The organism is Neotabrizicola sp. VNH66 (genome assembly GCF_049445895.1).
Lineage (GTDB): Bacteria > Pseudomonadota > Alphaproteobacteria > Rhodobacterales > Rhodobacteraceae > Pseudogemmobacter.
Genome location: NZ_JBMSDW010000002.1, coordinates 159,434 through 185,164, shown reverse-complemented (window position 1 = coordinate 185,164; position 25,731 = coordinate 159,434). Strand labels below are relative to the sequence as shown.

Genomic DNA, 25,731 nt, shown 5'->3' with positions numbered 1-25,731 from the left:
CCCCGGCCCCGGCAGGGCAGGGAGGGGGAAATAGCAGAAGGTGGGCGGATGATGGGCGACAGAATGGCATTCACCCGGCGCGGGTTCGTGCTGACGGGGCTGGCGGGAACGGCGGCGCTGACATTGCCCGCCGCGGCGCAGAACACGCCGATGCCCGAAGAACTGCGCGAGGCGATCGAGCGGCAGGCCTTCGCCCCTGTTCTGGGCAACCCCAAGGGCAATATCACCCTGACCGAATTCTTCGATTACAACTGCGGCTTCTGCAAGGCCAGCTATCCGGCGCTGGTTGCGGTCATCCGCGACGACCCGGACTTGCGGGTGGTCTATCGCGAATGGCCGATCTTCGGCGACGATTCCCTTGCCGCGGCCCGGGTGTCGCTGGCCACGCTGAAACAGGGGAAATACGCGCCGTTTCATGCGGCGATGATGGCATCGAAGCAACGCGCCGCCGAGGCGACGGCGCTGCGTGCGGCTGAGGCGGCGGGGCTGGATATGGCGAAGCTGAAGGCCGATATGGGTTCGTCCGAGGTGCAGGACCACATCGACCATTCCTTCGCGCTTGGCGATCACATGATGCTGGCGGGCACGCCCACATGGATCGCCGGTCACGGCGGTGCCTTCGGCCAGCAGACCGAGGCCGAGCTGAAGGCCCTGATCGCGCAGGCCCGGGCCGAGCTTCTCTAGACCGCCGCCGCAGCCAGATCAAAAGCCTTGCGCATCACCGTGGGCAGGGCAGCCGGGTCGAAATCTGCCACGACATCGCCCCGTTGCGGGTTCACCGCGGCGCGGGCCACCAGAACCCGCAGGATCAGGTGGAAATGGGTGAAAGTGTGCCGCACCTCGCCCGCGTCCTGCCATGGCAGGTCGGCGGGCGCCGGGCCGCCCGCGCCGTCCCATCCGTCCCCCGGCAGACCCGGCATCCCGCCCAGCAATCCGCGGTCGGGGCGCCGTTCGATCACCCAGCCCCCCGGCGTCAGCAGCGCCCAGACCGTGCCCTGACGCACGGGCTTTTCCCCCTTGGGCAGTTTGCGCGGCAGGCTCGCTTGCACCCCCTCCGCCCGGGCGGCGCAGGGCGTCATCCAGGGGCAGATGCCGCAGGCGGGCGAGCGTGGGGTGCAGATCGTGGCGCCCACATCCATCACCGCCTGCGCATAATCACCGGGCCGGTCGGCGGGCGTCAGCCGCGCGGCCAGCGCCGTCAGCTCCGCCTTGGCGGCGGGCAGTGGCGTTTCCACCAGGAACAGCCGGGACATCACCCGCTCCACATTGCCGTCCACCACCGTCGCCGGCTCATCATAGGCGATCGAGGCGATGGCCGCCGCGGTATAGGGGCCCACGCCGGGCAGCGTCAGCAGACCCGCCGCCGTGTCTGGAAATCCGCCGCGCGCCGCCACTGCGCGCGCGCATTTCAAGAGGTTGCGGGCCCGGGCGTAATAGCCAAGCCCTGCCCATTCGGCCATGACCTCCTCATCCCGCGCGGCGGCCAGCGCCTGCACATCGGGCCAGCGGTCGGTGAAGCGGCGGAAATAATCGCGCACCACGGCCACGGTCGTCTGTTGCAGCATCACCTCGGACAGCCAGACCCGGTAGGGGTCGGGGCGCAGCCCGGCTGCCCGCTCTGCCGGGCCGATGCGCCAGGGCATCAGCCGGGCATGGCGGTCATACCACGCAAGCAGGTGGGCGGAGAGCTGTGCAGTTTCAGCGGTATCACGCAATCTTTAGGCGTCCTTGGTCCGGGCAGGCTGGCCAGCGTCGGGCCTTCGGGTAAGATAGCGCTGAACACGCGCCCCGCAACCTCCGGACAACATGGCCCGCAGCCCCAGCCCCCCCCCTTCGGCAAAACACCGGATGCGTGGATTCGAACCCGCCTTTGCGCTGGTCTCCGGGCAGGTGCGCCATGCGGGCGAAAGCCGCGGCTTTGCCGTCGCGCGGCTGATCACCCATTGGGCCGAGGTGGTCGGCCCCGATCTGGCCCGGGTGACCCGCCCGGTAAAGGTGGGCTATGCGCAGGGCGGCATGGGCGGCACGCTGACGCTTCTGGTGCAGGGCGCCATGGCCCCCATGATCGAAATGCAGAAGGACCGCCTCCGCGAGAAGGTGAATGCCGTCTACGGCTACAATGCCATTTCGCGCGTGGTCTTCACCCAGACCGCCGCCGCGGGCTTTGCCGAAGGACAGGCACAGTTCACCCCCGCGCCCTCTGCTCCGCCCGCGCCGGACCCGGCCGTGCTGCGCCGCGCCGCCGAGGTGACCGGAGAGATTGCCGACGGCGGGCTGAAAGCCGCGCTGGAGCGGCTGGCCACGAATATCTTAACTCGCCCCGCGAAGAAATGAGGACGACCCGATGAATATGATCAACCGCCGCGCCCTGCTGGCCCTGTCGGCCTCGATGGCCGCGCTGCTGACCGCGGCGCCGGTGCTGGCCCAGGAAACCACGCCCGCGCCGGATGCCACGGCGGCCGCGCCGGTGAAGGATTTCTCGATCGGCGATCCGAACGCGCCGATCAAGATGGTGGAATATGCCAGCTACACCTGCCCGCATTGCGCGAATTTCCACGCCACCGTCTACAAACAGCTGAAGACGGATTACATCGACACCGGCAAGGTGCACTTCACCCTGCGCGAGGTGTATTTCGACCGCTACGGCCTCTGGGCCGCGCTGGTGGCGCGCTGCGGCGGCGATCTGCGCTACTTCGGCATTTCGGACATGCTGTTCGATCAGCAGTCCGACTGGGCCGCCTCGTCCGACCCCACCGTCGCGGTGCAGAAGCTGCGCACCATCGGCCTGACGGCGGGGCTGACCAATGAACAGCTGGACGCCTGCCTTGCCGATGCGGCGCAGGTCGATGCGCTGGTCAAGCATTTCGAGGAAGGCATGCAGGCCGACCAGATCGAAGGCACGCCCACGCTGATCATCGACGGCGAAAAGCACGGCAACATGTCATACGCCGATCTGAAGGCGATTCTGGACCCGAAACTGGGCGGCTGATCCACACCCCGGCGGCGCAAGACTTCTGCGCCGCCCCCATTCCAGTTTGCCCAAATATCCCGGGGGAGTCCGAAGGACGGGGGCAGCGCCCCCTCTGCCGCCGGGTCAGCCGCGCAGACGGTCCATGACCCGGACCAAAGCCTCACTGATGCCGGGTTCCGACAGGGCATGGCCCGCCATCGGCACCATGTTCACCCGCGCCTTGCCCCAGCCCTCGGCCAGTTTCCAGGCCGAAACCGGCGGGCAGACCATGTCATAGCGGCCCTGCACGATATCGGCCGGGATATGTTCGATCCGCCCACGGTTCTTCAGTATCCAGCCGTCGTGATCCAGAAAGCCGCCATTGATGAAATAGTGATTCTCCAGCCGCGAGAAGGCACGGGCATAGTCCGCCGGGCTTTCCCCGAACATCCCGTCATTCTGGATCGAGGCCAGCGCGTTTTCCCACTGCGCCCAGAGCCGGGCAAACTGCAGCTCCTCGGCCGCCCGGCCCGAGAACAGGCGCCGGTGATAGGCGGTGATCAGGTCGTCGCGCTCGGCCTCGGGGATCGGGTCCACGAAGCGGGCCCAGAGGTCGGGAAAGAACTGCCCCGCGCCGCCACCATAGAACCAGTCCAGCTCGGCCTTGGTCATCAGAAAGACCCCGCGCAGCACCAGATGGCGCACACGGGTTGGGTGGGTCAGCGCATAGACCAGCGCCAGCGTGGCGCCCCAGCTGCCACCAAAGGCCACGAATTGCTCAATCCCCAGATCGCTGCGGATACGCTCGGCATCGGCCACCAGATCCCATGTCGTATTGGCCCGAACCTCGGCCAGGGGGCGCGACCGGCCACAGCCGCGCTGGTCGAACAGCACCACACGGTAATGCGCCGGGTCGAAGTAGCGCCGCATCGCCGGGCTGCATCCGCCGCCCGGCCCGCCATGGAACACCATGACCGGCGCGCCGTCCGGGTTGCCGCATTGCTCCACATGGACCACATGCCCGTTGCCCACGTCGATCAGGCGCCGGTCGAACGGCTCGACCGGGGGATAAAGATAGTCGGCTGCGCGCTTTTGGCCTGATCTGTGATCCATCCCGTCCTATATAAGCGAACCACGGCGCGAAGTCGAACGAAGGAGCGCAACATGCAGGCCGCAACAACCATTGATCCCGCCGAGGTGGCAAAGTTTCAGGCCATGGCCAGCGAATGGTGGGACCCGAACGGAAAGTTCCGCCCGCTGCATCTGATGAACCCGTGCCGGCTGGACTATATCACCCGCCAGATTGCCGCGGAATTCGGGCGTGATCTGGCCGGACCGGCGCCCTTTGCGGGCCTGCGGATTCTGGACATCGGCTGCGGCGGCGGGCTTCTGTCCGAACCCATGGCCCGGCTGGGCGCCACGGTGGTGGGCGCCGATGCGGCAGAGCGGAACATTCCCGTGGCGCAGCTGCATGCCGAACAATCCGGCCTGAGCATCGACTATCGCCACACCACGGCCGAGGCTTTGGCCGAAGCGGGCGAGCGGTTCGATGTGGTCCTGAACATGGAGGTGGTCGAACATGTGGCCGACCCTCTGGCCTATCTGACCGCCTGCCAGATCCTGCTGAAATCCGGCGGGCTGATGGTCTGCTCCACCCTGAACCGGAACCCGAAATCCTATCTCATGGCGATCATCGGGGCGGAATGGGTGATGCGCTGGCTGCCGAAGGGCACCCATGACTGGCAGAAATTCATCACGCCCGATGAATTGCAGGACCTGATCCGCCGCGCCGGGCTGGACCCGGTGGATCGCAAGGGCATGGTCTTCAACCCCGTTTCATGGCGATGGAGCCTGTCAGACCGCGACCTGTCGGTGAACTATGTCACCGCCAGTGTGAAGCGGTGAAGGCGGTGGTTCTGGCCCTGCTGTTCTGGGCGCTGCTGGTCCTGGGCACGGTCTGGGCCGGGCTGGCGCTTTGGGTGCAGTTTCCCGGGGGGCGCCCGGTCGTTCTGGCTGGGTTGCTGGCGCTCGTGGCGGGCATTGTCTGGCTGCGGCTTGGCCCCGGCTGGGGTTGGACCGGGCTTGCCGTGGCCGCGCTGGCCCTGGGCGGCTGGTATGCCAGCCTGACCCCGCGGCAGGACCGCGACTGGGCCGATGATGTGGCACGAATCGTTCGCGGCACGGTGGATGGCGACCGGGTGACGCTGGAAAACGTCCGGGCTTTCCGCTGGGATACGGCGGACCATGCCTCTGTCCAGAACTGGACCACCCGAACGGTGGATCTGTCCCGTCTGGAGGGAGCCGACATGATCACCTCGGTCTGGGGGAACCCGGATATCGCGCATCTTCTGGTGTCTTTCCGGTTCACTGATGGTCCGCCCGTGACCTTCTCGGTCGAGATCCGGCGCGAGAAGGATGAGAAATTCTCGCCCCTCGGCGGCTTCTTCCGGCAGTTCGAACTGTCGCTGATCGCCGCGGATGAGGCTGATATCGTGCAATGGCGGGCCGTTCCCCGGGGTGAGGAGGTGCGGGTCTATCCGCTGACCCTGACGCCCGGGCAGCTGCGGCAGGTGTTTCTGGGTTATGTCGATCTGGGCAATGCGCTGAACGAACGCCCCCGCTGGTACAACACCGTGACGTCGAACTGCACGACGGTGGTCTGGGGCCTGTCGCGGGTGTTGTCCCCCGATCTGCCCTTGGACCGCAGCCTGCTGCTCTCGGGCTATTTGCCGGAATATCTGGATCGTTTCGGCGCGCTGGCAGGCACCGGCACGCTGGCGGAAAAGCGTGCCCGCGCCCTGATCAGCCCCCGCGCCCGGGAGATGCCCCCGGGCGAGGATTTCTCGCGCTGGATCAGGACGCCCTAATCAAGCTCGGCCGACCGTACCCAGAGGTTCACCGCAGGCTCTTCGGCGATGCGGTCGATGGCGGCCAGTTCTTCGGGCGTGAAGTCCAGATTGCGCACTGCGCCCGCGCAATCGGCCACCTGTTCGGGCTTTGACGCGCCGATCAGCGCGGTGGTGATGCCGCCACCGCGCAGCACCCAGGCCAGCGCCATCTGCGCCAGCGTCTGCCCGCGCGCCGCCGCCAGATCGTTCAGCGCCCGGACCGAGGCCAGCGCCTCGGGCGTGATCACCCCGGGGTCCAGCGATTTGCCCTGGCTGGCGCGGCTGCCCTGCGGGATGCCGTTCAGATATTTGTTGGTCAGAATGCCCTGCGCCAAGGGCGTGAAGGCGATGGAGCCGATGCCCAGATCGGCCAAGGTGTCCTTCAGCCCGTCCGTCTCGACCCAGCGGTTCAGGATGGAATAGCTGGGCTGGTGGATCAGGCAGGGCGTGCCCAGATCCTTCAGAATCGACGCCGCCTCGCGCGTGCGGCGGCTGTTGTAGCTGGACAGACCCACATACAGCGCGCGGCCCGACCGCACGATGGTGTCCAGCGCCTGCATGGTTTCCTCCAGCGGCGTGTCGGGGTCGAAGCGGTGGGAATAGAAAATGTCCACATAGTCGACCCCCAGCCGTTTCAGCGAGGCATCGCAGGAGGCGATCATGTATTTCCGGCCGCCGAATTCACCGTAGGGACCCGGCCACATCTCATATCCGGCCTTGGAGGAGATGATCAGCTCATCCCGCAGGCCGCGGAAATCGTCCCGCAGAATGGCGCCGAAGGCTTCTTCGGCGGAACCCGGCGGGGGGCCGTAGTTGTTGGCAAGGTCGAAATGGGTGATGCCGTGGTCAAAGGCGGTGCGGCAGATCGCCTGCTTTACCGCATGCGGCGTGTCATGGCCGAAGTTGTGCCAGAGGCCAAGGCTGATGGCGGGCAGCATCAGCCCGGACCGCCCGCAGCGGCGATAGGGCATGCGACCGTCATAACGGTCCGGATCGGGGATATAAGACATGCGGCACCTCCTGTTGGCGGTAACATTCCATGGCGCAGGCGCGGCATCAAGTTGCACCCCGGCGCAAGGCATAGGATGGTAGCGCCATGTTTCGTCCCTTCCGTCACATCTGGCGTTTTGTCGTCGCCGTCTGGACCCGCACCGCAGACGGCCATTTCGGCCTGATCGCGGCCGGAGTTGCCTTCTATGCCATGTTCGCGGTCTTCCCCGGTCTGGGGGCCGTGGTCGCCATCTGGGGCCTTGTCGCCGATCCGGGTGTGATTCAGGGCTATCTGGCCGTGGTGGAGCGGTTCCTGCCGGTCGAGGCGCGGACGCTGATCCATGATCAGGTGATGGGGCTGGTGCTGGCCCCGCGGGCGGCCTTGGGCTGGACCACGCTCGTCTCGTTGCTGGTGGCGCTTTATTCGGTGCGCAACGGCGTATCGGCGCTGATTGCCGGGCTGGATGTGGTGCACCGGGTGGACCGGCGCGGCTGGGTCGCCGGGCTGGTGCGGGAACTGGTGCTGACCGCCGCGCTGATCGGGGCGCTGATCGTGGCGCTGGTGACGGTGGTGATCGTGCCCATCCTGATCAGCTATATGCCGCTGGACAGTTACGCCCCCACGCTGACCCGGTTCCTGCCATGGGCCGCGATGTTCCTTCTGGTGCTGTCCTGTCTGGCCATCCTTTACCGTTTCGGGCCGAACCTGCCGCCCGGCACACGGTCGGGCTGGTTTTCTGTAGGGGTGATCTTTGCCGCGCTGGCCTGGTCGGGCGTGTCCTTCGGCTTTTCGATCTATCTGGAAAATTTCAACAGCTACAACCGGATCTACGGCTCCATCGGTGCGGCGATCATCCTGATGATGTGGCTTTATCTTTCAGTCGTCGCCATCCTGATCGGCGGCGCCATCAATGCCGAGCTGGATGCCCGCGCGCGTTTGTACCGGCAGATGGGCCGGGCGCGGAACCGGATCTAGCGCAGGCCGCAATGGCATTCTGTGTGGGGTGAAACGGGGCATGGACCGCGTCCAGGGCGTCCGTCAGCGTAGGGGCCGGATCGACGGTGCGGGCGATCTGCGGAGATACGGTTCCCCTCGGTCCCCGCGCCGGTGGCCGCGATGATCGCAAGGCGCGACGCGGGACGAAGCTGACACTGGCAGGTCCTGAACCAGTGTCAGCTTTGCGCCTCTAGAGCTTACTGATGGAGTTTCCGCCATCGGCGATCATCGCACTTCCAGTCACGAAAGAAGCGTGATTGGAAAGCAGGAAAAGCGCCGCATTGGCGATCTCGGATGGTTCTGCGATGCGTTTCAACGCATGGAATCCACGCACGACCTCATGAAAGCCGGCATCATCCCCGGCCATAGGCGTCATCGTGCCCCCCGGCAGAAGCGCGTTCACACGAATATTCTCCGCTCCGTGCTCCGCTGCGAGTACCCGGGTCATGCCGACAAGCCCCGCTTTTGCCGCGGCGTAGGCCCCCATGCCCGGCAAACCGATGTTGTGCCCGACGAATGAGGACGTGAAGACTATCGAGCCGCCGCCGCGCTTACGCAGAGCCGGTATTTGATGTCTGGCTGCGTAGAACCCGCTGTTGAGATTGACCGCCATCACCTTATGCCAGTTGGTTTCTGTCATATCGGGAATTGGTGCCATGTCTCCAGTGATACCGGCATTGTTGAAAGCGCCATCAAGGCCGCCGAAGCGATCCTCCGCAAGCTTCACCAGCTCCTCTGCATAGGCGCTGTTCTCGACGTTTCCTGCCAGGAAGACCGCTTCTCCACCTTTGGCGGAAATGCCTTCCGTGATTTGCTCAAGCAGTTCGGCGCGGCGGGCTCCGAGAACGAGTTTCGCCCCTTCTTCAGCGAAAATCGCGGCAGCGGCGGCTCCGATTCCGCTGCTTGCTCCCGTGACTATAATTGTCTTTCCATTGAGAAGCATTTCCATCTCCGTGAGTTGATATTCGGGAGATGACTAATGAAGCGGGGGTTTCGAACCGACCCGCTTCTTGCGCAAATGATCTCTATCTGGTCGTCGAAACGGTCATTCGTGCTGCATGCAGTATCCTTGGCCAAGGGCTCGTGGCCGCCACGTGCTGCGAAAAGCATGCCTGAAGTGCTTCGGGACACGAATGTCACATCTGCGCCGATCCCGCCGACGCCGCCCGCGATGACCAGACTGGACGTAATGCCTCAGCTGGCTGCCAGCGGCGCGTCCGGCTGACCGGGGATATCGGCGGCAGGGGCCGGTTCCGGCCAGCCTTCCCCGGGACGCTTTAAGGTCGGGGACGAGTGTGCCGGATCAACCGATCCGGCCGCGAACCCCACCGGTCTGCGCCCGGTCCAGCAGAAGGTGGTCCAGAAGGACGCAGGCCATCATCGCCTCACCCACGGGGACGGCGCGGATGCCGACGCAGGGGTCGTGGCGGCCCTTGGTCACCACTTCGATCTCTTTCCCGTCCACATCGATGGACCGCCGCGGCGTCAGGATCGAGGAGGTGGGCTTCACCGCAAAGCGGCAGACGACCGGCTGTCCGGTGGAAATGCCGCCCAAGATGCCGCCGGCGTGGTTCGACAGGAACAGCGGCTGGCCGTCATTGCCCATCCGCATCTCATCGGCATTGTCCACCCCGGTCAGGGCAGCGGCCGCCATGCCTTCGCCGATCTCCACCCCCTTCACGGCGTTGATCGACATCATGGCCGAGGCAAGGTCGCTGTCCAGCTTGCCATAGACCGGCGCACCAAGGCCTGCGGGCACGCCATGGGCCACCACCTCAATCACCGCGCCGACCGAATCGTGTGACAGGCGCAGCGCGTCCAGATACTCGGCCCATTCCGCAGCGGCCACCGGATCGGGGCACCAGAACGGGTTGCGGCCGATCTCGTCAGCGTCGAACCGGCTGCGGTCGATGGTCTTGGTGCCCATCTGCACCAGATAGCCGCTGATCGTCAGCCCCGGCACCAGCGCGGCCAGTGCCGCCCGGGCAACCCCGCCCGCCGCCACCCGGGCCGCGGTTTCCCGGGCCGAGGACCGGCCGCCGCCGCGATAATCGCGGACCCCGTATTTCAGATGATAGGTCAGATCGGCATGGCCAGGCCGGAACTGCCGGGCGATGTCGCCGTAATCCTTGGACCGCTGGTCGGTGTTCTCGATCATCAACCCGATCGAGGTGCCCGTGGTCACGCCGTCGAACACGCCCGAGAGGATGCGGACCTCATCCGCCTCGCGCCGCTGCGTGGTGAACTTGCTGGTGCCGGGCTTCCGGCGGTCCAGCCACGGTTGCAGGTCCGCCTCGGAGAGGGTCACGCCGGGCGGTACGCCATCGACCGTGCAGCCAAGCGCAGGCCCGTGGCTTTCGCCCCAGGTGGTGACGCGGAACAGGTGGCCAAAGGTGTTCAGGCTCATCGCGCGGTCTCTCCTCAACGTGCCCTGCGCATAGCCCTGCGGCGCCCCGGCATCAAGGATTTCCGGCCGCGCAAAAATATTCACGCCAGATGCATTTTTTCGGGAACGGGGGTTGAAACGCTGCGTTGCCGCACCAGATCACACTGGCAGGCCGGGCCCCTCTGACGACTGAAAGGTCGTGATGTCGGACTGCAATCGGGAAACTTGCGTCCCGATGGTCAGCCCGGCTTTCGCCCCACTTCCCGGCATCTTGCCGCGGCTGATTTATCGGCACGCTGAAACAGGGACAACAGGGGTATGGACTTCCTCTTTTTCGACTTTCTGGGCAAGCCTGTCTGGATGTGGCTGATCTTTCTCGGGATCGTCATCACGCTGATGATCTTTGACCTTGGCGTGCTGAACAAGGGCAACCATGAGCTGGGCGTGGCCGAAAGCCTGAAGCTTTCCGCCTTCTACATCTTTATTGCCGTCCTGTTCGGCGGCTATATCTGGTGGGCCTGGTCGAACGGCACCTTGGTCACGACGGATGGCACCAACCCGGTGGCCAGCTACTTCCAAGGCTATATCATCGAGAAAGTGCTCTCGATCGACAATGTCTTCGTTATCTCGCTGATCTTCGGCTTTTTCGCCATTCCGCGGAAATACCAGTATCGCGCGCTGGTCTGGGGCATCATCGGCGTGATCATCCTGCGCGGCATCATGATCGCCATCGGGGCAGAGCTGATCGCGGCCTATGACTGGGTGACGCTGATCTTCGCGGCCTTCCTGGCCTTCACCGGCCTGAAGATGCTGGTGACCTCCGAAGGTGACCCGGATGTGTCGAAGAACCCGGTCGTGAAGCTGACCTCGAAATACATGAACGTGACGAAAGAACTGCACGGCGAGAAGTTCTTTATCCGCCAGCCGCATCCTGCCAGCGGCAAGATGGTTCTGTTCGTCACGCCGCTTCTGGTGGCGCTGATCGTGATCAACGTGGCCGACCTTGTGTTTGCCGTCGACTCGGTGCCTGCGATCTTCCTGATCACCACCGATACGTTCATCGTCTATACGGCGAACATCATGGCGATCCTTGGCCTGCGGGCTTTGTATTTCGCGCTGGCCGCGCTGGTGCACCGCTTCCACTATCTGAAATATGCGCTGGCCGTGGTGCTGATCTTCATCGGTCTGAAGGGGTTCTACAGCTACTTCTTCGGCAAGTTCGACCCCTACCTGTCGCTGGCCATCACCATCGGCATCATCGCGGCGGGCATCTTCTACTCGCTGTGGAAGACCCGGAACGACCCGCCGGAAGGTGAGATTCCCGCGGAATGACGGCGGACAGGACGATGGACAGGGGGCGCTTCGGCGCCCCTTTTTCCTGTCTTGAACCTGTGCGGCTTTGGTCTATGGTCGCCGATACCTCGGGGTGCCCGGGCCGCAAGGCCGGGGCTGAGATGCGCAAGCGGACCCGTTGAACCTGAACCGGATCATACCGGCGGAGGGAAGGTGCATCGGTTCCCCCTGTGCCCGACCATCCGTCGCAACAGAAGGAAGCGAAGATGCGACTTTCCCTTGCGGCGTGCTTCACCTGTGCGGCGCTGCCCGCCCTGGCTGAAACGCCCGTCCTGACCGTGCTGACCTATGACAGCTTCACCTCGGAATGGGGCCCCGGCCCGGCGGTGGAAAAGGCCTTTGAAGAGGCCTGTGCCTGCGATCTGCAATTCGTGGCGGCAGGCGACGGTGCGGCACTGCTGGCCCGGCTGCAGCTGGAAGGGGCGTCCTCTCCGGCCGATGTGGTGCTGGGGCTGGATACCAATCTGACCGCCGCGGCCGCGGCGACCGGACTTTTTGCCCCGCACGACCAGCCCGCGGCCACCGGACTGCCGGTTGCCTATGACGACCCGCTGTTCCTGCCCTATGACTGGGGCTGGTTCGCCTTCGTCTATGACAAGACGAAGCTGCCGGAACCGCCGGCGAGCTTCGAGGCGCTGGCCGCATCCGACGTGTCGGTTGTCATTCAGGACCCGCGGTCTTCGACCCCCGGGCTTGGCCTGCTGATGTGGGTGAAGGCGGCCTATGGCGATAAGGCTGCCGATATCTGGGGCGGTCTGGCCGACAATATCGTCACCGTCACCCCCGGCTGGTCCGAAGCCTATGGCCTGTTCCTTGAGGGTGAGGCGGATATGGTCCTGTCCTACACCACCTCGCCCGCCTACCACCGGATTGCCGAACAGGACGAGACCAAGGATTGGGCGCCCTTTGCCGAAGGGCATTACCTGCAGGTCGAGGTGGCGGGTGTGCTGGCGGCCTCGGACCAGCCGGAGCTGGCGCGGGCGTTTCTGGCCTTCACCCAGTCGCCCGCGTTCCAGTCGGTGATCCCCGAGACGAACTGGATGTATCCCGCGGTTGAAACCACACTGCCCCAGGGGTTTGAGACGGCACGGCCCGAAACCTCGCTCCTGCTCTCGGCGGATGAGGCGGCTTCGCTGCGCGATGCCGCGCTGACGGAATGGCAAGCGGCGCTGGCGCGATAGGGGCCGCGGCCCTTCTTCTGGTCATCGCGCCCCTGGGTGCGGTGGTCCTGCATGCGGGCGGGTTGTCTCTGTCCGCCGCCGATTTGGCGGCGCTGCGCTTCACGCTGCTGCAATCGGTGCTGTCGGCGCTGTTGTCGGTGGCGCTGGCCGTGCCTGTGGCCCGTGCACTGGCGCGCAGGCGGTTCCCGGGGCGCGGGCTGCTGATCACCCTGATGGGGGCGCCGTTCCTGCTGCCCGTCATCGTGGCGGTCCTTGGTCTGTTGGCGGTTTTCGGGCGCGCGGGCCTTCTGAATGATCTGCTGGCCGCCGCGGGGCTGGGGCGCCTTTCGATCTACGGGCTGCAGGGCGTTCTTCTGGCGCATGTCTTCCTGAATCTGCCCCTTGCCACAAGGATGATCCTGCAGGGCTGGCAATCCATCCCGGCCGAGCGGTTCCGGCTGGCCGAGAGCCTGTCTTTCCGCCCCGGCGACATCGCCCGTCATATCGAACGCCCGATGCTGGCCAAGGTGCTGCCCGGGGCGCTCGCCACGGTCTTTGCGATCTGCCTGACCTCGTTCGCCGTGGCGCTGACGCTTGGTGGGGGCCCCAGGGCCACCACGCTGGAGCTGGCGATTTATCAGGCTGTGCGGTTTGAGTTCAATCTTGGCCATGCGGCCGGGCTGGCACTGGTGCAGGCGGGCTTTGGCGGCGCGGCTGCGCTTCTGGCCTGGCGGCTGGCGCAGGGCACCGGATTCGGCGCGGGGATGGACCGCGCTCTGCCTTTGCGCCCGCCGGGAGGGTGGCACCGGCTGGCGGATGCCGCGGTGCTGCTGCTGGCGGGGGCCTTCCTGCTGCTGCCGCTGCTGGCACTGGCGGTGCGGGGGGTGCCGGGGTTGTCCGATCTGCCCGCCTCGGTCTGGCCTGCGGCGGGCAGGTCCGTCGCGGTGGCCCTGATCTCCACCGCCGTGGTGGTGCCCGCGGCGCTGTCGCTTGCATTGGCCAGTGCCCGGGGTGCCGGCCGCTGGATCGAGCTGGCGGCGGTGTTGCCGCTGGCCCTGTCCGGGCTGGTGCTGGGAACGGGGCTTTTCCTGCTGGTGCAGCCTGTGCTGCCGCCCACAAGGCTGGCGCTGCCGGTGACGGTGCTGGTCAATGCGCTGATGACGCTGCCTTTTGCCTTTCGCCTGATCCTGCCCGAGGCGCAGGTGCTGGTGCAGGACTACGGCCGCCTTGCCGCCTCGCTGGACCTGCGCGGCTGGCCCGCGCTGCGGTATCTGGTGCTGCCCCGGCTGGCCCGGCCCCTGGGATTTTCCGCGGGGGTGGCCTCGGCCCTGTCGATGGGCGATCTTGGGGTGATCGCGCTGTTTGCCGACCGGCAGGAGGCGACCTTGCCCCTGATGGTCCAGCATCTGACCGCGGCCTACCGCACGCAGGCGGCAGCGGGGGCAGCACTTTTGCTGGTGGGGCTGAGCTTCGCCTTGTTCTGGGCTTTCGATGCAGGGGGGCGCCGTGCTGCAGCTTGACCATCTGGTGCTGGAACAGGATGACTTTCGCCTGACGGCCAACTGGTCGGTGCCCAAGGGTCTGCGGGTGGCTCTGATCGGGCCGTCGGGTGCGGGGAAGTCCACGCTGCTGTCGGCGATTGCCGGGTTCTTCGCACCGACTTCGGGCCGTGTCCTTTGGGACGGGCAGGACCTTTCCGCGCTGCCACCGGGCCAGCGTCCGCTCTCGGTCCTGTTTCAGGACCAGAACCTGTTTCCGCATCTGACCGTGGCGCAGAACCTTGGTCTGGGGCTGCGGCCCGACCTGCGCCTGTCCACGGCCGAGAAGGCGCGGGTCGAGGACGCGCTGGACCGGGTGGACCTGCTTGGCATGGGCGGGCGGAAACCGGCACAGCTGTCGGGTGGTCAGGCCAGCCGGGCGGCACTGGCGCGGGTCCTGCTGCGGGCGCGGCCGCTTCTTCTGCTGGACGAGCCGTTCTCGGCCCTTGGTCCGGCGTTGAAGGACGAAATGCTGGCGCTTCTGGCAGAGGTCGCGTCCGAGACGGCGGCAACGGTTCTGATGGTGACCCATGCGCCGGGCGAGGCGCGGGCCTTTGCGCAGCAGACGGTGCTGGTGGCCGATGGCGCGGCCGCGCCGCCGATGCCGACATTGCGGCTGTTCTCCGATCCGCCGCCCGCGTTGCGCGCCTATCTGGGCAGTGGTCCAGCCTGAACACATGGGCCGGCAATGCAAAAGCCCCGCCAGTGGCGGGGCTTTCGGTTTTTTGTAGCCGGGGCCCGGATCAGGCGGTGAATTCCTTGCCCTTCACCTTGGCCCACAGCTTCTTGTTGGTCAGATACAGCAGCACGGACAGGCCGATCAGGAAGATCACCGCCACGAAGCCAGCCTGCTTGCGCGCCATCAGCTTCGGTTCGGCCGACCACATCAGGAAGGCCGAGACATCGGTGGAAATCGCATCCAGCGTGGTCGGGCTGCCGTCCGCGAAGGTGACGCTGTCATCCGACAGGGGCGGGGGCATCGAGATCCAGCCGCCCGGGAAGGCGTGGTTCTCATAGAAGGTGGTGCCGGCTTCTTCCTTGGTCTCACCGGTGTAGCCGGTCAGGATCGCATGGATGTATTCCGGACCGCCGATGCCCTTGGTCAGCTGGTTGATCCCGGTGCCATAAGGCCCGTGGAACCCGGCGCGGGCCTTGGCCATCAGCGAAAGGTCCGGTCCCATTCCCAAACCCGAGCGGGCGGGGAACTTGTCGGTCCATTCGCGCGGACGCGATTCGCCGCCCGGCAGTTCCACATCGTCCAGGTTTGCCGCATAGGCGCGGACCTGATCGGGGGGCAGGGCGGGGCCGCCCTCATCCGCAAGGGTGCGGATGGGGACGAATTTCATGCCGTGGCAGGCCGAGCAGACTTCGGTGTAGACCTGCAGGCCACGCTGAAGCTGGAATTCGTCGAACTTGCCGAACGGACCTTCGAAGCTGAAGTCGATGTCCTCGATATGCCCGGCTTCGGTGCCAGCGGCCATGGCGGCGCCCGAAAGGGCCAGCGCCGAGGTGGCTGCGAGAATGATCTTGCGGAACATTTGCATCAGATCCTTGTCCTCACTCGGCCGCGTGCGGGTAGTGCGATTTGAAATCTTCCTCGATCGTAGCCGGCTGCGGCAGCGGCTTTTCGATGACGCCCAGCAGCGGCAGGATGATCAGGAAGTAGGCGAACCAGTAGGCCGAGGCGATCAGCGAGATCGTGGCATAGGGTTCTTCGGCGGGCATGGCACCGCACCACATCAGCACCACAAAGTCGATGCAGAGAAGGGCGAACCACCATTTGAACATCGGACGATACTTGCCCGACCGCACCGAGGAGGTATCCAGCCACGGCACCAGCGCCATGCACAGGATCGCGCCGAACATCGCCACCACGCCAAAGAACTTGGCGTCGACGATGCCGAAGGTGATCCATTCGGCGGCGATCACGACCCAGACATCGGCGGTGAAGGCGCGCAGGATGGCGTAGAACGGCAGGAAGTACCATTCCGGCACGATATGGGCCGGGGTGGCGAGGGGGTTCGCCTCGATATAGTTGTCGGGGTGGCCAAGGAAGTTCGGCATGAAGCCGACGACCGCGAAGAACACGGCCAGGATCACGGCCAGCGCGAACAGGTCCTTGATCACGTAGTAGGGCCAGAAGGGCACGGTGTCCTTCTTGGCGGCTTCCTTCGACTCGCGCCGCACTTCCACGCCGGTCGGGTTGTTGTTCCCGGTGGTGTGGAAGGCCCAGATGTGCACGGCGACCAGCGCCGCGATCACGAAGGGCAGCAGATAGTGCAGCGAGAAGAAGCGGTTCAGCGTGGCATTGTCCACGGCCGGCCCGCCCAGCAGCCAGGTCTGCAGCGTCTCGCCGATGCCGGGGATCGCGCCGAAGAGGCCGGTGATCACGGTGGCGCCCCAGAAGGACATCTGACCCCAGGGCAGAACGTAGCCCAGGAAGCCGGTGGCCATCATCAGCAGATAGATCAGCATGCCGACGATCCATGTGATCTCACGCGGGGCCTTGTAGCTGCCGTAGTAGAGACCGCGGAAGATATGCAGATAGACGGCAAAGAAGAACAGCGAGGCGCCGTTCGCATGCAGATAACGCAGCATCGTGCCGCCGTTCACGTCACGCATGATATGCTCGACCGAGGCGAAGGCCAGATCGACATGCGGCGTATAGTGCATCACCAGCACGATGCCGGTGACGATCTGCAGCGCCAGACAGAAGGCAAGGACGATGCCCCAGATCCACATCCAGTTCAGGTTCTTGGGCGTGGGGATCATCAGGGTGTCATAGGCCAGCCCCAGAATGGGCAGGCGCTTGTGAACCCATTTTTCAATGCCCGACTTGGGCTCGTAATGGTCGTGCGGAATTCCGGCCATGTCTTGCTACCTCAGCCCAGAAGGATGGTGGTGGCGTCGGTGAACTGGGCCACCGGCACATTCAGGTTGCGGGGCGCCGGTCCTTTGCGGATGCGGCCCGCGGTGTCGTAGTGCGACCCGTGGCAGGGGCAGAACCAGCCGCCGAATTCGCCCGCGCCATTGCCCAGCGGAACACAGCCCAGGTGGGTGCAGACGCCCATCATCACCAGCCATTCGCCCGCTTCGTCCAGCGTGCGGTTGGTGTCCGAGGCATCGGCGCCCGGCTTGTTGTTGTTCTCGGCGCCCTGGTCGATCAGATCGCCCAGGTTCACCGCCCGTGCCGCCTCGATCTCTTCGGGGGTGCGGCGGCGGATGAACACGGGCTTGCCGCGCCATTTCACCGTCAGCTGCGTGCCGACTTGAACGCCGGACACATCGACATAGATCGATGCAAGCGCGCGCGTGTCGGCCGAGGGGTTCATCTGGTTCACCAGAGGCCAGACGGCGGCCCCGGTGGCGACAACGCCGGCCCCGGCGGTGGCGTAGTACAGGAAATCGCGGCGGGTGCCTGCGTGGTCTTCTGCGTGGGACACGAGTTCCTCTCCCTGGCAAGGCCGCGAGGCGCGACCATGAATAGCGGGGGTGGGCGGAGACCCGCCTACCCTGTCCGCGGCGGTTTTAGACAAGGCGCACGGGATCGTCCAGCGGACATTCGGGCGCAGTTGCCGCAGGTGCAATCTTCGCGGCCGATGGTGTCGCAGATGCCGCAGCCGCCCATGGTCAGGCCTGCGGAACGGTGGCGGCCATTGCGGGGCGGGCGGAGAATTCGGCCTCCCATGCGGCAAGGTCGGGGTGGGCGGCCCGCCAGGCCCGGCCGGAATGGCGGAAATCCAGATAGCCAAGCGCGCAGCCCACGGCGATCTGGCCCATGTCCAGCGGCCCGTAGAGGTGATCCATCCAGCGCGTTTCCAGCGCATCCATCGCGCGCGCGATCTTGGCCCATTGCGCTTCGACCCAGGGGACGAAGCGGATGTCCTCGGGGCGGATGCGGGTTTCGTAGATCATCAGGACCGCCGCTTCCATCATGCCGTCGCCGGTCGCCTCCAGCGTCAGGGTCTGCCACAGGCGCGGCGCGGGCGGGTAAAGCGTGCCTCCCGCCAGATCGTTCAGATAGCGGCAGATCACCCGGCTGTCATAGAGCGGGAGACCGTCATCGGGAATCAGTGCGGGGATCTTGCCCAAAGGGTTGTGGTCCACCGGCAGGCTGCCCGGCTCCACCGGATGGCCCGAGGCGCCGATCTCTTCGATGCCGGTCAGGCCGGTTTCGGCAATGACCACGCGCACCTTGCGCACGAAAGGCGAGGCGGGGGCGGCGTAAAGCTTCATGCCTGCCGCTCCCGCAGGCGCAGACGGGCCACAAGGCCGGCGTCCAGCTCCCATTCGCGGCCGCGGAAGCGGATCACCCGGCGCAGGCGGGCGGTGGCGTTGGTCTGGCCCTGCGGTTGCCGCTGCTGCGGGCGGCGCAGCGTCAGCCCCTCGTCCAGATCATCCAGCGCATCCTCGGCCCGCTGATCCAGACGGCCGGGATGGCTGTTCGACAGGACCCACCGGCCGGCGGCATAGCCGGCCATGGCTGCGGCGCCCAGACGAAGGGCGATGGGGAAAAGGGGCAGGGGCATGGCGACCTCGTATTCGGACCCGGGCGGACAGGGCGAATCGTAGGCGCAAGGGGCCGGGGTGTAAACGGAAAGGATCAGTCCGTTGCGTCCGGCAGGCCGCGCATCAGTGCGGCAATGGCCACCGCCCCCGCATCACCTGCGGCCAGCGCCGTTGCCGCACGGGCGCGGATCTCCGGCGTCTTGTTCTGGTTCAGCTTCCATGTCCCGTCCGTGGTGGCCACCGACAGCCGGAACGGCAGGATCATCCGCATCATCCGCTCCATGGCGCCTTCGGACATCTTGGCCGAGGTCCACGGCGCCTTGCCCGCAATCCGGCCCTCATGCTCGGCCGACAATTCGTCCAGATGGGCGCGCAGCGCCTCGGGCGGCAGGGGCGACAGCATGCCGCGCAGATGAACGGCCACGTAATTCCACGTCGGCACCTGATCGGGCACCTCGGCATGGGGGCCATACCAGTCGGGCGAGACATAGGCATCGGGGCCGGAAAGGATCAGCGCCGCCGCCGCCGGCAGCGCGGCCCGCGCGATGGGGTTCGACCGCGCCAGATGCAGATCGGCCGTGGTGCCATCCGCCGACAGGACAAAGGGCACATGCGCGGCCAGCGGCCCCTCGTCCCCGTTGACGGTCAGCACACCGAAGCCGCGCTGCCGCGCGAAGGAAAGGTTCGCATCGGCCGGGGTCTGGCGGAAGGCGGGATTGGGATGCATGCCGGATGTCCGAAAAAGAAGAAACCGCCGCTGGTTTCCCGGCGGCGGTCCTGTGAATCCGTATCGCTGGAAGCCTCAGCCCTGACGGGCTTTGTAGCGCTTCTGCGTCTTGTTGATCACGTAGACCCGGCCTTTGCGGCGCACGATCTGGCAATCGCGGTGACGCGTCTTCAGCGAACGGAGCGAGTTCGCAACTTTCATGGCTCTCTCCTTCCCTTCGCGGCGCATCACGCGCCAGTTCTGACCCGTGCCCCTTGCGGAGCGTCGAATGGTGGGCGGTACTGGGATCGAACCAGTGGCCACTACGATGTCAACGTAGTGCTCTACCGCTGAGCTAACCGCCCACAACGACGCGCGTTCCTCCCTCGTCCCCCCGTTCAAAACGAAAAGGACGCGGGCTGTCCGCGTCGGCGTGGGGGGGTCTATAGCCAGACTCGACAGAAGCTGCAAGGGGGTATGGCGCGGGCCATGCAGCCTGTTGTTCTTGCGGCAAAGCCCATTCGCACGGCATGCTGCACAGAAGATGACAGGCCTTCGCACGACAACCGATTCGTATCACCTGACGCGGCCGGCGGAGGTTTCCGTTCCGCTGGTCCTGTCCTCTCCGCATTCCGGGCAGGAGTATCCGGCCGATTTTCTGGCCCGCAGCCAGCTGGACCGGCTGGCGATCCGGTCGTCCGAGGATGCCTTTGTCGATCAGCTGTTTGGCGATGCGCCCGCGGCAGGCGCCCCCCTGCTGGCGGCGCGTGTGCCGCGCGCCTTTCTGGACCTGAACCGCTCCGCCGAGGAGCTGGACCCCGCCGTGGTTGAGGGGATCGAGCGGACGTCCCACAATCCGCGCATTTCCTCGGGCCTTGGGGTGGTGCCCCGGGTGGTTGCCGGCGGGCGGGCGATCTATTCGGGCAAGCTGTCCCGGGTCGAGGCCGACTGGCGCATCCAGCGCTACTGGCACCCCTGGCACCGCATGCTGCATATGCTGATCGAAGAAACCCGTGCGCGTTTTGGGCAGGCGGTGCTGCTGGATTGCCATTCGATGCCGCATGAGGCGATCGAGGTGCAGGCCCGCGCCGGCTCCCGTCCGGCCGAGGTGGTGCTGGGCGACCGTTTCGGCGCCTCGGCCGGGCGCGATGTGATGGACCGGGTGGAGGCCGCATTCGTGGCGGCCGGTCTGCGAGTTGCGCGCAATTCGCCTTTTGCAGGGGCCTATATCACCCAGACCTACGGCCGCCCTTCGCGCAATGTGCATGCCATTCAGGTCGAGATCGACCGGGCGCTTTATATGGACGAGGCCCGGATCGAGCCTCGTGCCGATTTTCAGCTGTTCCGCGGCAGGATCAGCGATGTGATCGCGCGGATTGCCGGAGACCTGCGGCAGCAAAACCCGCTGGCCGCCGAATAGGTCAGACTTCCAGGGATTCTGCCGATTGGCCCGACGCCAGCGCTTCCGAGAACCAGCGCGGCTTGCGGCCGCGGCCGGACCAGGTGTCGGCCGGATTGGCCGGATTGGCATATTTCGCCACCGAGGCCGATTTCTTGCGTGCGGGCTGAAGTCCGGTCAGTTCCGCAAGGGTAAAGCCCAGTTCGCGGGCTTTTTCTTCCAGCTGGTCCAGTGCCTTCTTTTTGACACGATCTTCGAACGAACCGATGGCTTTTGCTACCCGAGATTGAAGATCCTTCAACTCTTTCAGCGAAAGGTTTTCAAGGTCATAGGACATCCGCGTTTCCTTCCACGGTTGATGTGGGGCCGATTAAAGGCATTCGGAAAGGTGATGCAAATGTTAATTGCCTATTTCGGGCTGCGCTTTGCCAGAATGCGCTGCAATGTTCGCCGGTGCATATTCAGCCGCCGCGCCGTTTCCGAAACGTTCCGGTCGCACATCTCATAGACGCGCTGGATATGTTCCCAGCGGACCCGATCCGCAGACATCGGATTTTCGGGTGGCAGCGGCAGCGCCTCGCCCCGGGCCAGAAGGGCATTCGTCACGTCATTGGCATCGGCGGGCTTTGACAGGTAATCGGTGGCGCCGATCTTCACCGCAGCCACCGCCGTTGCAATGGCGCCGTATCCGGTCAGCACCACGATGCGGCAATCGGGGCGCTTTTCGCGCAGCGCCTCGACCACATCCAATCCGTTGCCATCCTCCAGCCGCAGGTCGACCACCGCATAGGCGGGCGGGCGGCTTTGCGCGATCAGCCGCCCGGCGGCCACGCTTTCGGCGGTCTCCGGAAGGAAACCGCGTTTTTCCATCGCCTTGGCCAGACGTTTCACGAAAGGTTCGTCGTCATCGACCAGAAGCAGCGTGCGGTCGGGGCCGATCAGCGCCTCGAAATCCTCGGTCATGTCCGGTCACCCTTTCGTTCTCGCAGCCCGGCAAGGCTAATGTTGTTTTCCGGCCGGGTCAATTTACCCGGCCGAAGCCTCCAGCATGCAGCTGACGCCCTGGGCCACCTCTTCCGCGGGGGCGCCATGCTTGTAGAAATCGGCAAAGCCGATGCCGGGCAGCATCAGATAGGTGAAGGCGGAATGATCCATCAGGTAATATTCGTCATCGCCTTCCTGCTTTTTGTAATAGACGCGATAGGCCTTCGCGGCGGCGGCGATCTGTTCGGCCGATCCGCTGAGCCCGACGGCATCGGGATGGATGTTCTGCGCGAATTCTCCGGACAGCTGCGGCGTATCGCGGTCAGGATCAATGGTGATGAAAAGCAGGTTCACCTTCTGGCCCTTCTCGGCCAGAAGATCCGCAACATCGGCATTGCGCGACATATCCAGCGGGCAGACATCGGGGCAGAACGTATAGCCGAAATAGACCAGCGTCGGCCCGGTCAGCACATCCTTTTCGGTGACGGTTGCCCCGTCCTTGTTGACCAGTGTGAACGGCCCGCCGATATCGGCCCCGCCGACCTGGCCCGTGCGGCACTGGGCCAGCACATCGCCGTTCGATTTTCCGCCGAAGAACGCATAGCCGGCCATGCCGGCCAGTGCCACGACCGCCACCGCCGCCGCAGACAGCGCATAGACTTTGCTCATCCCGAATTCCTTTCGCATCGCAGACCGCGGGTGCCGGCCGGGATTGAACCCGGGCGCGCCGACCCTTAACACGTCAGATGACGGGCAGGGAACCCGGAGGCAATGCGGCAGATCGGCAGGGACGGCATCTTCGGGGCAGGGCGTGCGGGCGGGGCGATCCGTCTGCGCACGCTGATCCTGTCGCGCTGGCTTGCCATCGGCGGGCAGCTGGCCGCGCTTACCGTGGCAGAGCGCTGGTTCGGCCTGCGGCTGGAGCTGGGGCTGTGCTATTTGGCCGTGGGCGCCTCGATCATCGTCAACCTCGTCTCGGTCTTCATCTACCCCGAGAACAAGCATCTGTCCGAGCGGGAGGCGCAGCTGATGCTGCAGTTCGACCTTGCGCAGCTGTGCTTTCTGATCTTCGCCTCGGGCGGGCTTACCAATCCCTTCGCGCTCTTGATCCTGGCGCCGGTTACCATTTCGGCCAGCACGCTTGGCCTTCGCTCCACGCTGGTGCTTGGCGCCTCGGCGATCATGATGATCTCGGTGATCGGGCGGTTCGCCTATCCCATCCTGCTGGCGGACGGCACCCCGCTGACGGTGCCGCCGCTGTTCGAATTCGGCTATTGGCTGGCGATCGTCACCGGGCTGGTGTTCCTTGGCGTCTATGCGCATCGCGTGGCGACGGAGACGCGCGCCATGTCCGATGCGCTTCTGGCCACGCAGATGGCCTTGGCGCGGGAACAGAAGCTGACCGATCTGGGCGGCGTGGTGGCCGCCGCCGCGCATGAGCTGGGCACGCCCCTGGCCACGATCAAGCTGGTCAGCGCCGAGCTGATGAGCGAGCTTGAGGACCAGCCCGAGCTTCTGGAGGATGCCCGGCTGATCCGCGATCAGGCGGATCGCTGCCGCGATATCCTGCGTGGCATGGGGCGGGCCGGAAAGGACGATCTGCACATGCAGCAGGCGCCCCTTGGCACGCTGCTGCATGAGGCGGCCGAACCGCATCTCTCACGCGGCAAAGAGGTGATCTTCACCCTGACCCCCGGTCCCGGCGCCGAAGAGAAACAGCCCGTGGTGCTGCGCCGCCCCGAGATCGTGCATGGCTTGCGCAATCTGGTGCAGAATGCGGTGGATTTCGCGCAGGCCCGGGTCTGGGTCGATGCCGAATGGACGCGCACGGGGGTGACGGTGCGGATCGTCGATGACGGAGAGGGCTATCCCGCCAGCGTGATCGGCCGCATCGGCGATCCTTTCGTGCGCGCCCGCCGCGGCGATCAGGACCGCCGCCCGGAATATGAAGGCATGGGCCTTGGCCTTTTCATCGCCAAGACGCTGCTGGAACGCACCGGCGCGACGCTGACCTTTGCCAATGCCGCAGATCCGTTTCTGGCCCCGGACGAACGGCCCGAACGGCGCGGCGCCGTGGTGCAGGCCATCTGGCCTGCCAAGGAGATTCTGGCGCCTGCAGATTTGACAGCGGGGCCGAACAGGCTGATTCAGGACTGACCGGCGGCGACTGATTGGCAGCGACTGACCGGCGGCGACGGACAGACGGCCGGAATTAACGTCGCATTAACGATGCGTTCCCTAAGCTTTACCCAAAGCAAAGCCCCGGGGGACGGGATGGTGTTTGACTGGACGCTGGCCGTGGGGCTGGTGATCACTGCCACGCTGATCGCAATGGCCAGCCTTGCCGCGATTTCCGCGCTGGCGCTGCGGCAGGCGCCGACGCCGGTCTCGGTCTTTTCCGGTCCTGTGACGGGCACCGTCTTTCTTTTCGACGGTGAGGCGCTGGTTGATGCCACACCGGAAGGGCGGGCGCTTCTTGCCGGCGCGCTGGCCTCCGGCGGGCCGTGGTTCCGGTTGCTTGCGCGGCTGGAGCCCCTGTTCCCCGGCCTGACCCCCCGGCTGGACGGGCTGGGGCGGGAGGGCGGCTTTCTCCTGTCCTCGGCGCCGCAGGTGGACCCGCCGCTGCTGATCCGCGCAGAATCCCTGGGCGGGCTGACGCGGCTTACATTGCTGGAGGGGGGTGACAGGGGGGCCGCGCAGGTCGCGGCGGCGGCGCAGCTTGCGGTGGAGGCGGAGCTGGCTCTGCTGCGCCAGATCGTGAACCATGCGCCGGTCCCGGTCTGGCGCACCTCTGCCGGAGGCGAGGTGATCTGGGCTAATGCCCCCTATCTGGATGCCGCCGCCGCGCTGCTGCCGCCGGGCCGGGAACTGCCATGGCCGCTGCCCCGCCTGTTCGATACCGCGGGCCTGCAGCCGGTCCGGACGGCCGAGCGGCGTCTGCTGCGGCTGCCCGATGCTTTGCACTGGTATGACGTGATCTCGTATCCGGACGGGCCGGATCAGCTGCATTACGCTCTTCCGGCCGACCGGCTGGTTCAGGCCGAAACCAGCCTGCGCGATTTCATGCAGACGCTGACCAAGACCTTTGCGCAATTGCCCATCGGTCTGGCGATCTTCGACCGCAACCGCGTGCTGCAGATGTTCAACCCCGCGCTGATCGACCTGACCGGCGCGCCCGCGGAATTCCTGATCGCGCGGCCCACATTGGCGCTGATGCTGGATCACATGCGCGAAGGCGCGATGATCCCCGAACCGCGCGATTACCGCAGCTGGCGCCGTCAGATCGTCGAAATGGAAGAGGCTGCGGCCTCCGGCCTGTTCGAGGAGACATGGAGCCTGCCGTCAGGGCGCACCTATCGTGTGACCGGCCGGCCGCATCCGAACGGGGCACTGGCCTTCATGATCGAGGATATCTCGACCGAGGTGTCCCGCACCCGCCGCTACCGGGCCGATCTGGAACTGGGTCAGGCGGTCATCGACGCCATGGCCGATGCGGTGGTGGTCTTTGCCCAGGACGGGGCGGTGGCCATGACGAACACCGGAGCGCGGCGGCTGTGGGGCGATGAGATTGCCACCACATTCTCGGAGCGGGGTGAGCCTGCGGCCGTATCCCTCTGGCGGCAGATGACGGCGCCCACGCTGTTATGGAACGATCTGGCGGTGTTCATCGGCAGCTTCGCCCCGCGCGAGCCGTGGGAGGGAGAGGTCCGCCTGACCGATGGCCGCCTGCTGGAATGCCGGGTGTCGCCGCTGCCGCAGGGGTCGACGCTGGTGGTGTTCCGCAGCCCCGTTCCGCGCGGGGTCGCAGCGGGGGGCGAAGAGCAGGCCATCATGATCGCCTGATGCCGACGGCTACCTGTTGCCGCCGCTG

Annotated in this window: 28 protein-coding genes, 1 tRNA gene and 1 riboswitch; of the genes, 13 read left to right on the top strand and 16 right to left on the bottom strand. The window is 65.8% G+C overall.

What is annotated here, in order from left to right:
- Positions 1-63 precede the first annotated feature (63 nt).
- A complete protein-coding gene (locus ACO2Q5_RS03410; protein WP_423288186.1) occupies positions 64-684 on the top strand; it encodes a DsbA family protein in 621 nt (206 codons plus the stop codon).
- Here ACO2Q5_RS03410 and ACO2Q5_RS03405 read toward each other — a convergent pair.
- Positions 681-1,715, bottom strand: coding sequence for an A/G-specific adenine glycosylase (locus ACO2Q5_RS03405; protein WP_423288185.1), 1,035 nt, complete (start codon positions 1,713-1,715; stop codon positions 681-683). The genes ACO2Q5_RS03410 and ACO2Q5_RS03405 overlap by 4 nt on opposite strands.
- 91 nt (positions 1,716-1,806) lie before the next feature.
- Here ACO2Q5_RS03405 and ACO2Q5_RS03400 point away from each other — a divergent pair, with 91 nt between their 5' ends.
- The gene (locus ACO2Q5_RS03400; RefSeq protein ID WP_423288184.1) at positions 1,807-2,334 is read left to right on the top strand and encodes a DUF721 domain-containing protein; all 528 of its coding nucleotides are present in this window, start codon (positions 1,807-1,809) and stop codon (positions 2,332-2,334) included.
- Between the two features lie 10 nt (positions 2,335-2,344).
- Entirely contained in the window at positions 2,345-2,989 is a 645-nt protein-coding gene (locus tag ACO2Q5_RS03395) for a DsbA family protein (protein ID WP_423288183.1), read from the top strand.
- A gap of 105 nt (positions 2,990-3,094) precedes the next feature.
- On the opposite strand, the gene pip is transcribed toward ACO2Q5_RS03395, so the two are convergent.
- A complete protein-coding gene (pip, locus tag ACO2Q5_RS03390; protein WP_423288182.1) occupies positions 3,095-4,063 on the bottom strand; it encodes a prolyl aminopeptidase in 969 nt (322 codons plus the stop codon).
- A gap of 51 nt (positions 4,064-4,114) precedes the next feature.
- Here pip and ubiG point away from each other — a divergent pair, with 51 nt between their 5' ends.
- Both ubiG and ACO2Q5_RS03380 read left to right on the top strand, forming a co-directional pair.
- Positions 4,115-4,855, top strand: a complete 741-nt coding sequence (ubiG, locus tag ACO2Q5_RS03385; RefSeq protein WP_423288181.1) for a bifunctional 2-polyprenyl-6-hydroxyphenol methylase/3-demethylubiquinol 3-O-methyltransferase UbiG — start codon at positions 4,115-4,117, stop codon at positions 4,853-4,855.
- Positions 4,856-4,860: 5 nt separating this feature from the next.
- Positions 4,861-5,817, top strand: a complete 957-nt coding sequence (locus ACO2Q5_RS03380; protein WP_423288180.1) for a DUF4105 domain-containing protein — start codon at positions 4,861-4,863, stop codon at positions 5,815-5,817.
- On the opposite strand, the gene mgrA is transcribed toward ACO2Q5_RS03380, so the two are convergent.
- Positions 5,814-6,848 (bottom strand): L-glyceraldehyde 3-phosphate reductase, encoded by a 1,035-nt coding sequence (gene mgrA, locus ACO2Q5_RS03375; protein ID WP_423288179.1) that lies wholly within the window; start codon positions 6,846-6,848, stop codon positions 5,814-5,816. The two genes, ACO2Q5_RS03380 and mgrA, sit on opposite strands and share 4 nt — an antisense overlap.
- An 86-nt stretch (positions 6,849-6,934) precedes the next feature.
- Between mgrA and ACO2Q5_RS03370 the strand changes: the two genes are divergently transcribed.
- A complete protein-coding gene (locus ACO2Q5_RS03370) occupies positions 6,935-7,804 on the top strand; it encodes a YihY/virulence factor BrkB family protein (protein ID WP_423288178.1) in 870 nt (289 codons plus the stop codon).
- 211 nt (positions 7,805-8,015) lie between these two features.
- On the opposite strand, the gene ACO2Q5_RS03365 is transcribed toward ACO2Q5_RS03370, so the two are convergent.
- Positions 8,016-8,768 carry an SDR family oxidoreductase gene (locus ACO2Q5_RS03365; RefSeq protein ID WP_423288177.1) on the bottom strand — a complete coding sequence of 251 codons (753 nt, stop codon included), beginning with the start codon at positions 8,766-8,768 and terminating at the stop codon, positions 8,016-8,018.
- A 360-nt stretch (positions 8,769-9,128) separates the two neighbouring features.
- Positions 9,129-10,232, bottom strand: coding sequence for a chorismate synthase (gene aroC, locus ACO2Q5_RS03360; RefSeq protein ID WP_423288456.1), 1,104 nt, complete (start codon positions 10,230-10,232; stop codon positions 9,129-9,131).
- Positions 10,233-10,529: 297 nt separating this feature from the next.
- Here aroC and ACO2Q5_RS03355 point away from each other — a divergent pair, with 297 nt between their 5' ends.
- The 4 genes from ACO2Q5_RS03355 (at position 10,530) to ACO2Q5_RS03340 (ending at position 14,935) form a co-directional block, all read left to right on the top strand.
- Positions 10,530-11,543 carry a TerC/Alx family metal homeostasis membrane protein gene (locus ACO2Q5_RS03355; protein WP_423288176.1) on the top strand — a complete coding sequence of 338 codons (1,014 nt, stop codon included), beginning with the start codon at positions 10,530-10,532 and terminating at the stop codon, positions 11,541-11,543.
- An 80-nt stretch (positions 11,544-11,623) separates the two neighbouring features.
- Positions 11,624-11,732: riboswitch (TPP riboswitch) on the top strand.
- A 38-nt stretch (positions 11,733-11,770) separates the two neighbouring features.
- Entirely contained in the window at positions 11,771-12,745 is a 975-nt protein-coding gene (gene thiB / locus ACO2Q5_RS03350; RefSeq protein ID WP_423288175.1) for a thiamine ABC transporter substrate binding subunit, read from the top strand.
- Positions 12,721-14,244, top strand: coding sequence for a thiamine/thiamine pyrophosphate ABC transporter permease ThiP (locus ACO2Q5_RS03345; protein WP_423288174.1), 1,524 nt, complete (start codon positions 12,721-12,723; stop codon positions 14,242-14,244). The genes thiB and ACO2Q5_RS03345 overlap by 25 nt, the downstream gene beginning before the upstream one ends.
- Entirely contained in the window at positions 14,231-14,935 is a 705-nt protein-coding gene (locus tag ACO2Q5_RS03340; protein WP_423288173.1) for an ATP-binding cassette domain-containing protein, read from the top strand. Before ACO2Q5_RS03345 ends, ACO2Q5_RS03340 begins: the two co-directional genes overlap by 14 nt.
- 70 nt (positions 14,936-15,005) lie before the next feature.
- Here the strand turns inward: ACO2Q5_RS03340 and ACO2Q5_RS03335 are convergent, their stop codons facing one another.
- The 8 genes from ACO2Q5_RS03335 to ACO2Q5_RS03300 form a co-directional block, all read right to left on the bottom strand.
- Positions 15,006-15,800 (bottom strand): cytochrome c1, encoded by a 795-nt coding sequence (locus tag ACO2Q5_RS03335; protein ID WP_423288172.1) that lies wholly within the window; start codon positions 15,798-15,800, stop codon positions 15,006-15,008.
- 19 nt (positions 15,801-15,819) lie between these two features.
- Positions 15,820-17,133: a cytochrome b gene (petB, locus tag ACO2Q5_RS03330; RefSeq protein WP_423288171.1), complete on the bottom strand. Its 1,314-nt coding sequence runs from the start codon at positions 17,131-17,133 to the stop codon at positions 15,820-15,822.
- 11 nt (positions 17,134-17,144) lie between these two features.
- Positions 17,145-17,705 (bottom strand): ubiquinol-cytochrome c reductase iron-sulfur subunit, encoded by a 561-nt coding sequence (petA, locus tag ACO2Q5_RS03325; protein WP_423288170.1) that lies wholly within the window; start codon positions 17,703-17,705, stop codon positions 17,145-17,147.
- A 187-nt stretch (positions 17,706-17,892) separates the two neighbouring features.
- Positions 17,893-18,498, bottom strand: a complete 606-nt coding sequence (locus ACO2Q5_RS03320) for a glutathione S-transferase (RefSeq protein ID WP_423288169.1) — start codon at positions 18,496-18,498, stop codon at positions 17,893-17,895.
- Positions 18,495-18,791, bottom strand: coding sequence for a hypothetical protein (locus tag ACO2Q5_RS03315; protein ID WP_423288168.1), 297 nt, complete (start codon positions 18,789-18,791; stop codon positions 18,495-18,497). Before ACO2Q5_RS03315 ends, ACO2Q5_RS03320 begins: the two co-directional genes overlap by 4 nt.
- 74 nt (positions 18,792-18,865) lie before the next feature.
- Positions 18,866-19,498: an FMN-binding negative transcriptional regulator gene (locus tag ACO2Q5_RS03310; protein WP_423288167.1), complete on the bottom strand. Its 633-nt coding sequence runs from the start codon at positions 19,496-19,498 to the stop codon at positions 18,866-18,868.
- A gap of 75 nt (positions 19,499-19,573) precedes the next feature.
- Positions 19,574-19,699 carry a type B 50S ribosomal protein L36 gene (gene ykgO, locus ACO2Q5_RS03305; RefSeq protein WP_100196728.1) on the bottom strand — a complete coding sequence of 42 codons (126 nt, stop codon included), beginning with the start codon at positions 19,697-19,699 and terminating at the stop codon, positions 19,574-19,576.
- A 68-nt stretch (positions 19,700-19,767) separates the two neighbouring features.
- Positions 19,768-19,842 (bottom strand) — tRNA-Val (locus ACO2Q5_RS03300).
- 179 nt (positions 19,843-20,021) lie between these two features.
- Between ACO2Q5_RS03300 and ACO2Q5_RS03295 the strand changes: the two genes are divergently transcribed.
- On the top strand, positions 20,022-20,897 hold the full coding sequence (locus ACO2Q5_RS03295; protein WP_423288166.1) for an N-formylglutamate amidohydrolase: 876 nt from the start codon (positions 20,022-20,024) through the stop codon (positions 20,895-20,897).
- 1 nt (position 20,898) lies between these two features.
- Here ACO2Q5_RS03295 and ACO2Q5_RS03290 read toward each other — a convergent pair whose 3' ends face one another.
- From ACO2Q5_RS03290 to ACO2Q5_RS03280, 3 genes are all read right to left on the bottom strand, one after another.
- On the bottom strand, positions 20,899-21,213 hold the full coding sequence (locus tag ACO2Q5_RS03290) for an H-NS family nucleoid-associated regulatory protein (RefSeq protein ID WP_423288165.1): 315 nt from the start codon (positions 21,211-21,213) through the stop codon (positions 20,899-20,901).
- 71 nt (positions 21,214-21,284) lie between these two features.
- Entirely contained in the window at positions 21,285-21,839 is a 555-nt protein-coding gene (locus ACO2Q5_RS03285) for an ActR/PrrA/RegA family redox response regulator transcription factor (protein ID WP_423288164.1), read from the bottom strand.
- Between the two features lie 63 nt (positions 21,840-21,902).
- The gene (locus ACO2Q5_RS03280) at positions 21,903-22,529 is read right to left on the bottom strand and encodes an SCO family protein (protein ID WP_423288163.1); all 627 of its coding nucleotides are present in this window, start codon (positions 22,527-22,529) and stop codon (positions 21,903-21,905) included.
- 102 nt (positions 22,530-22,631) lie between these two features.
- Between ACO2Q5_RS03280 and regB the strand changes: the two genes are divergently transcribed.
- Complete coding sequence (gene regB, locus ACO2Q5_RS03275; protein ID WP_423288162.1) at positions 22,632-24,017, top strand: sensor histidine kinase RegB; 1,386 nt, start codon at positions 22,632-22,634, stop codon at positions 24,015-24,017.
- A gap of 117 nt (positions 24,018-24,134) precedes the next feature.
- A complete protein-coding gene (locus ACO2Q5_RS03270; protein WP_423288161.1) occupies positions 24,135-25,703 on the top strand; it encodes a PAS-domain containing protein in 1,569 nt (522 codons plus the stop codon).
- The last annotated feature ends 28 nt before the right edge of the window (positions 25,704-25,731 follow it).

Bases quoted from the DNA above. Each gene is read 5' to 3' on its own strand.
- ACO2Q5_RS03410 (WP_423288186.1), top strand. From the start codon at position 64: ATGGCATTCACCCGGCGCGGGTTCGTGCTGACGGGGCTGGCGGGAACG.
- ACO2Q5_RS03400 (WP_423288184.1), top strand. From the start codon at position 1,807: ATGGCCCGCAGCCCCAGCCCCCCCCCTTCGGCAAAACACCGGATGCGT.
- ACO2Q5_RS03395 (WP_423288183.1), top strand. From the start codon at position 2,345: ATGAATATGATCAACCGCCGCGCCCTGCTGGCCCTGTCGGCCTCGATG.
- pip (WP_423288182.1), bottom strand. From the start codon at position 4,063: ATGGATCACAGATCAGGCCAAAAGCGCGCAGCCGACTATCTTTATCCC.
- ubiG (WP_423288181.1), top strand. From the start codon at position 4,115: ATGCAGGCCGCAACAACCATTGATCCCGCCGAGGTGGCAAAGTTTCAG.
- mgrA (WP_423288179.1), bottom strand. From the start codon at position 6,848: ATGTCTTATATCCCCGATCCGGACCGTTATGACGGTCGCATGCCCTAT.
- ACO2Q5_RS03370 (WP_423288178.1), top strand. From the start codon at position 6,935: ATGTTTCGTCCCTTCCGTCACATCTGGCGTTTTGTCGTCGCCGTCTGG.
- ACO2Q5_RS03365 (WP_423288177.1), bottom strand. From the start codon at position 8,768: ATGCTTCTCAATGGAAAGACAATTATAGTCACGGGAGCAAGCAGCGGA.
- aroC (WP_423288456.1), bottom strand. From the start codon at position 10,232: ATGAGCCTGAACACCTTTGGCCACCTGTTCCGCGTCACCACCTGGGGC.
- ACO2Q5_RS03355 (WP_423288176.1), top strand. From the start codon at position 10,530: ATGGACTTCCTCTTTTTCGACTTTCTGGGCAAGCCTGTCTGGATGTGG.
- thiB (WP_423288175.1), top strand. From the start codon at position 11,771: ATGCGACTTTCCCTTGCGGCGTGCTTCACCTGTGCGGCGCTGCCCGCC.
- ACO2Q5_RS03345 (WP_423288174.1), top strand. From the start codon at position 12,721: ATGGCAAGCGGCGCTGGCGCGATAGGGGCCGCGGCCCTTCTTCTGGTC.
- ACO2Q5_RS03335 (WP_423288172.1), bottom strand. From the start codon at position 15,800: ATGTTCCGCAAGATCATTCTCGCAGCCACCTCGGCGCTGGCCCTTTCG.
- petB (WP_423288171.1), bottom strand. From the start codon at position 17,133: ATGGCCGGAATTCCGCACGACCATTACGAGCCCAAGTCGGGCATTGAA.
- ACO2Q5_RS03320 (WP_423288169.1), bottom strand. From the start codon at position 18,498: ATGAAGCTTTACGCCGCCCCCGCCTCGCCTTTCGTGCGCAAGGTGCGC.
- ACO2Q5_RS03315 (WP_423288168.1), bottom strand. From the start codon at position 18,791: ATGCCCCTGCCCCTTTTCCCCATCGCCCTTCGTCTGGGCGCCGCAGCC.
- ACO2Q5_RS03310 (WP_423288167.1), bottom strand. From the start codon at position 19,498: ATGCATCCCAATCCCGCCTTCCGCCAGACCCCGGCCGATGCGAACCTT.
- ykgO (WP_100196728.1), bottom strand. From the start codon at position 19,699: ATGAAAGTTGCGAACTCGCTCCGTTCGCTGAAGACGCGTCACCGCGAT.
- ACO2Q5_RS03295 (WP_423288166.1), top strand. From the start codon at position 20,022: ATGACAGGCCTTCGCACGACAACCGATTCGTATCACCTGACGCGGCCG.
- ACO2Q5_RS03290 (WP_423288165.1), bottom strand. From the start codon at position 21,213: ATGTCCTATGACCTTGAAAACCTTTCGCTGAAAGAGTTGAAGGATCTT.
- ACO2Q5_RS03285 (WP_423288164.1), bottom strand. From the start codon at position 21,839: ATGACCGAGGATTTCGAGGCGCTGATCGGCCCCGACCGCACGCTGCTT.
- ACO2Q5_RS03280 (WP_423288163.1), bottom strand. From the start codon at position 22,529: ATGAGCAAAGTCTATGCGCTGTCTGCGGCGGCGGTGGCGGTCGTGGCA.
- regB (WP_423288162.1), top strand. From the start codon at position 22,632: ATGCGGCAGATCGGCAGGGACGGCATCTTCGGGGCAGGGCGTGCGGGC.
- ACO2Q5_RS03270 (WP_423288161.1), top strand. From the start codon at position 24,135: ATGGTGTTTGACTGGACGCTGGCCGTGGGGCTGGTGATCACTGCCACG.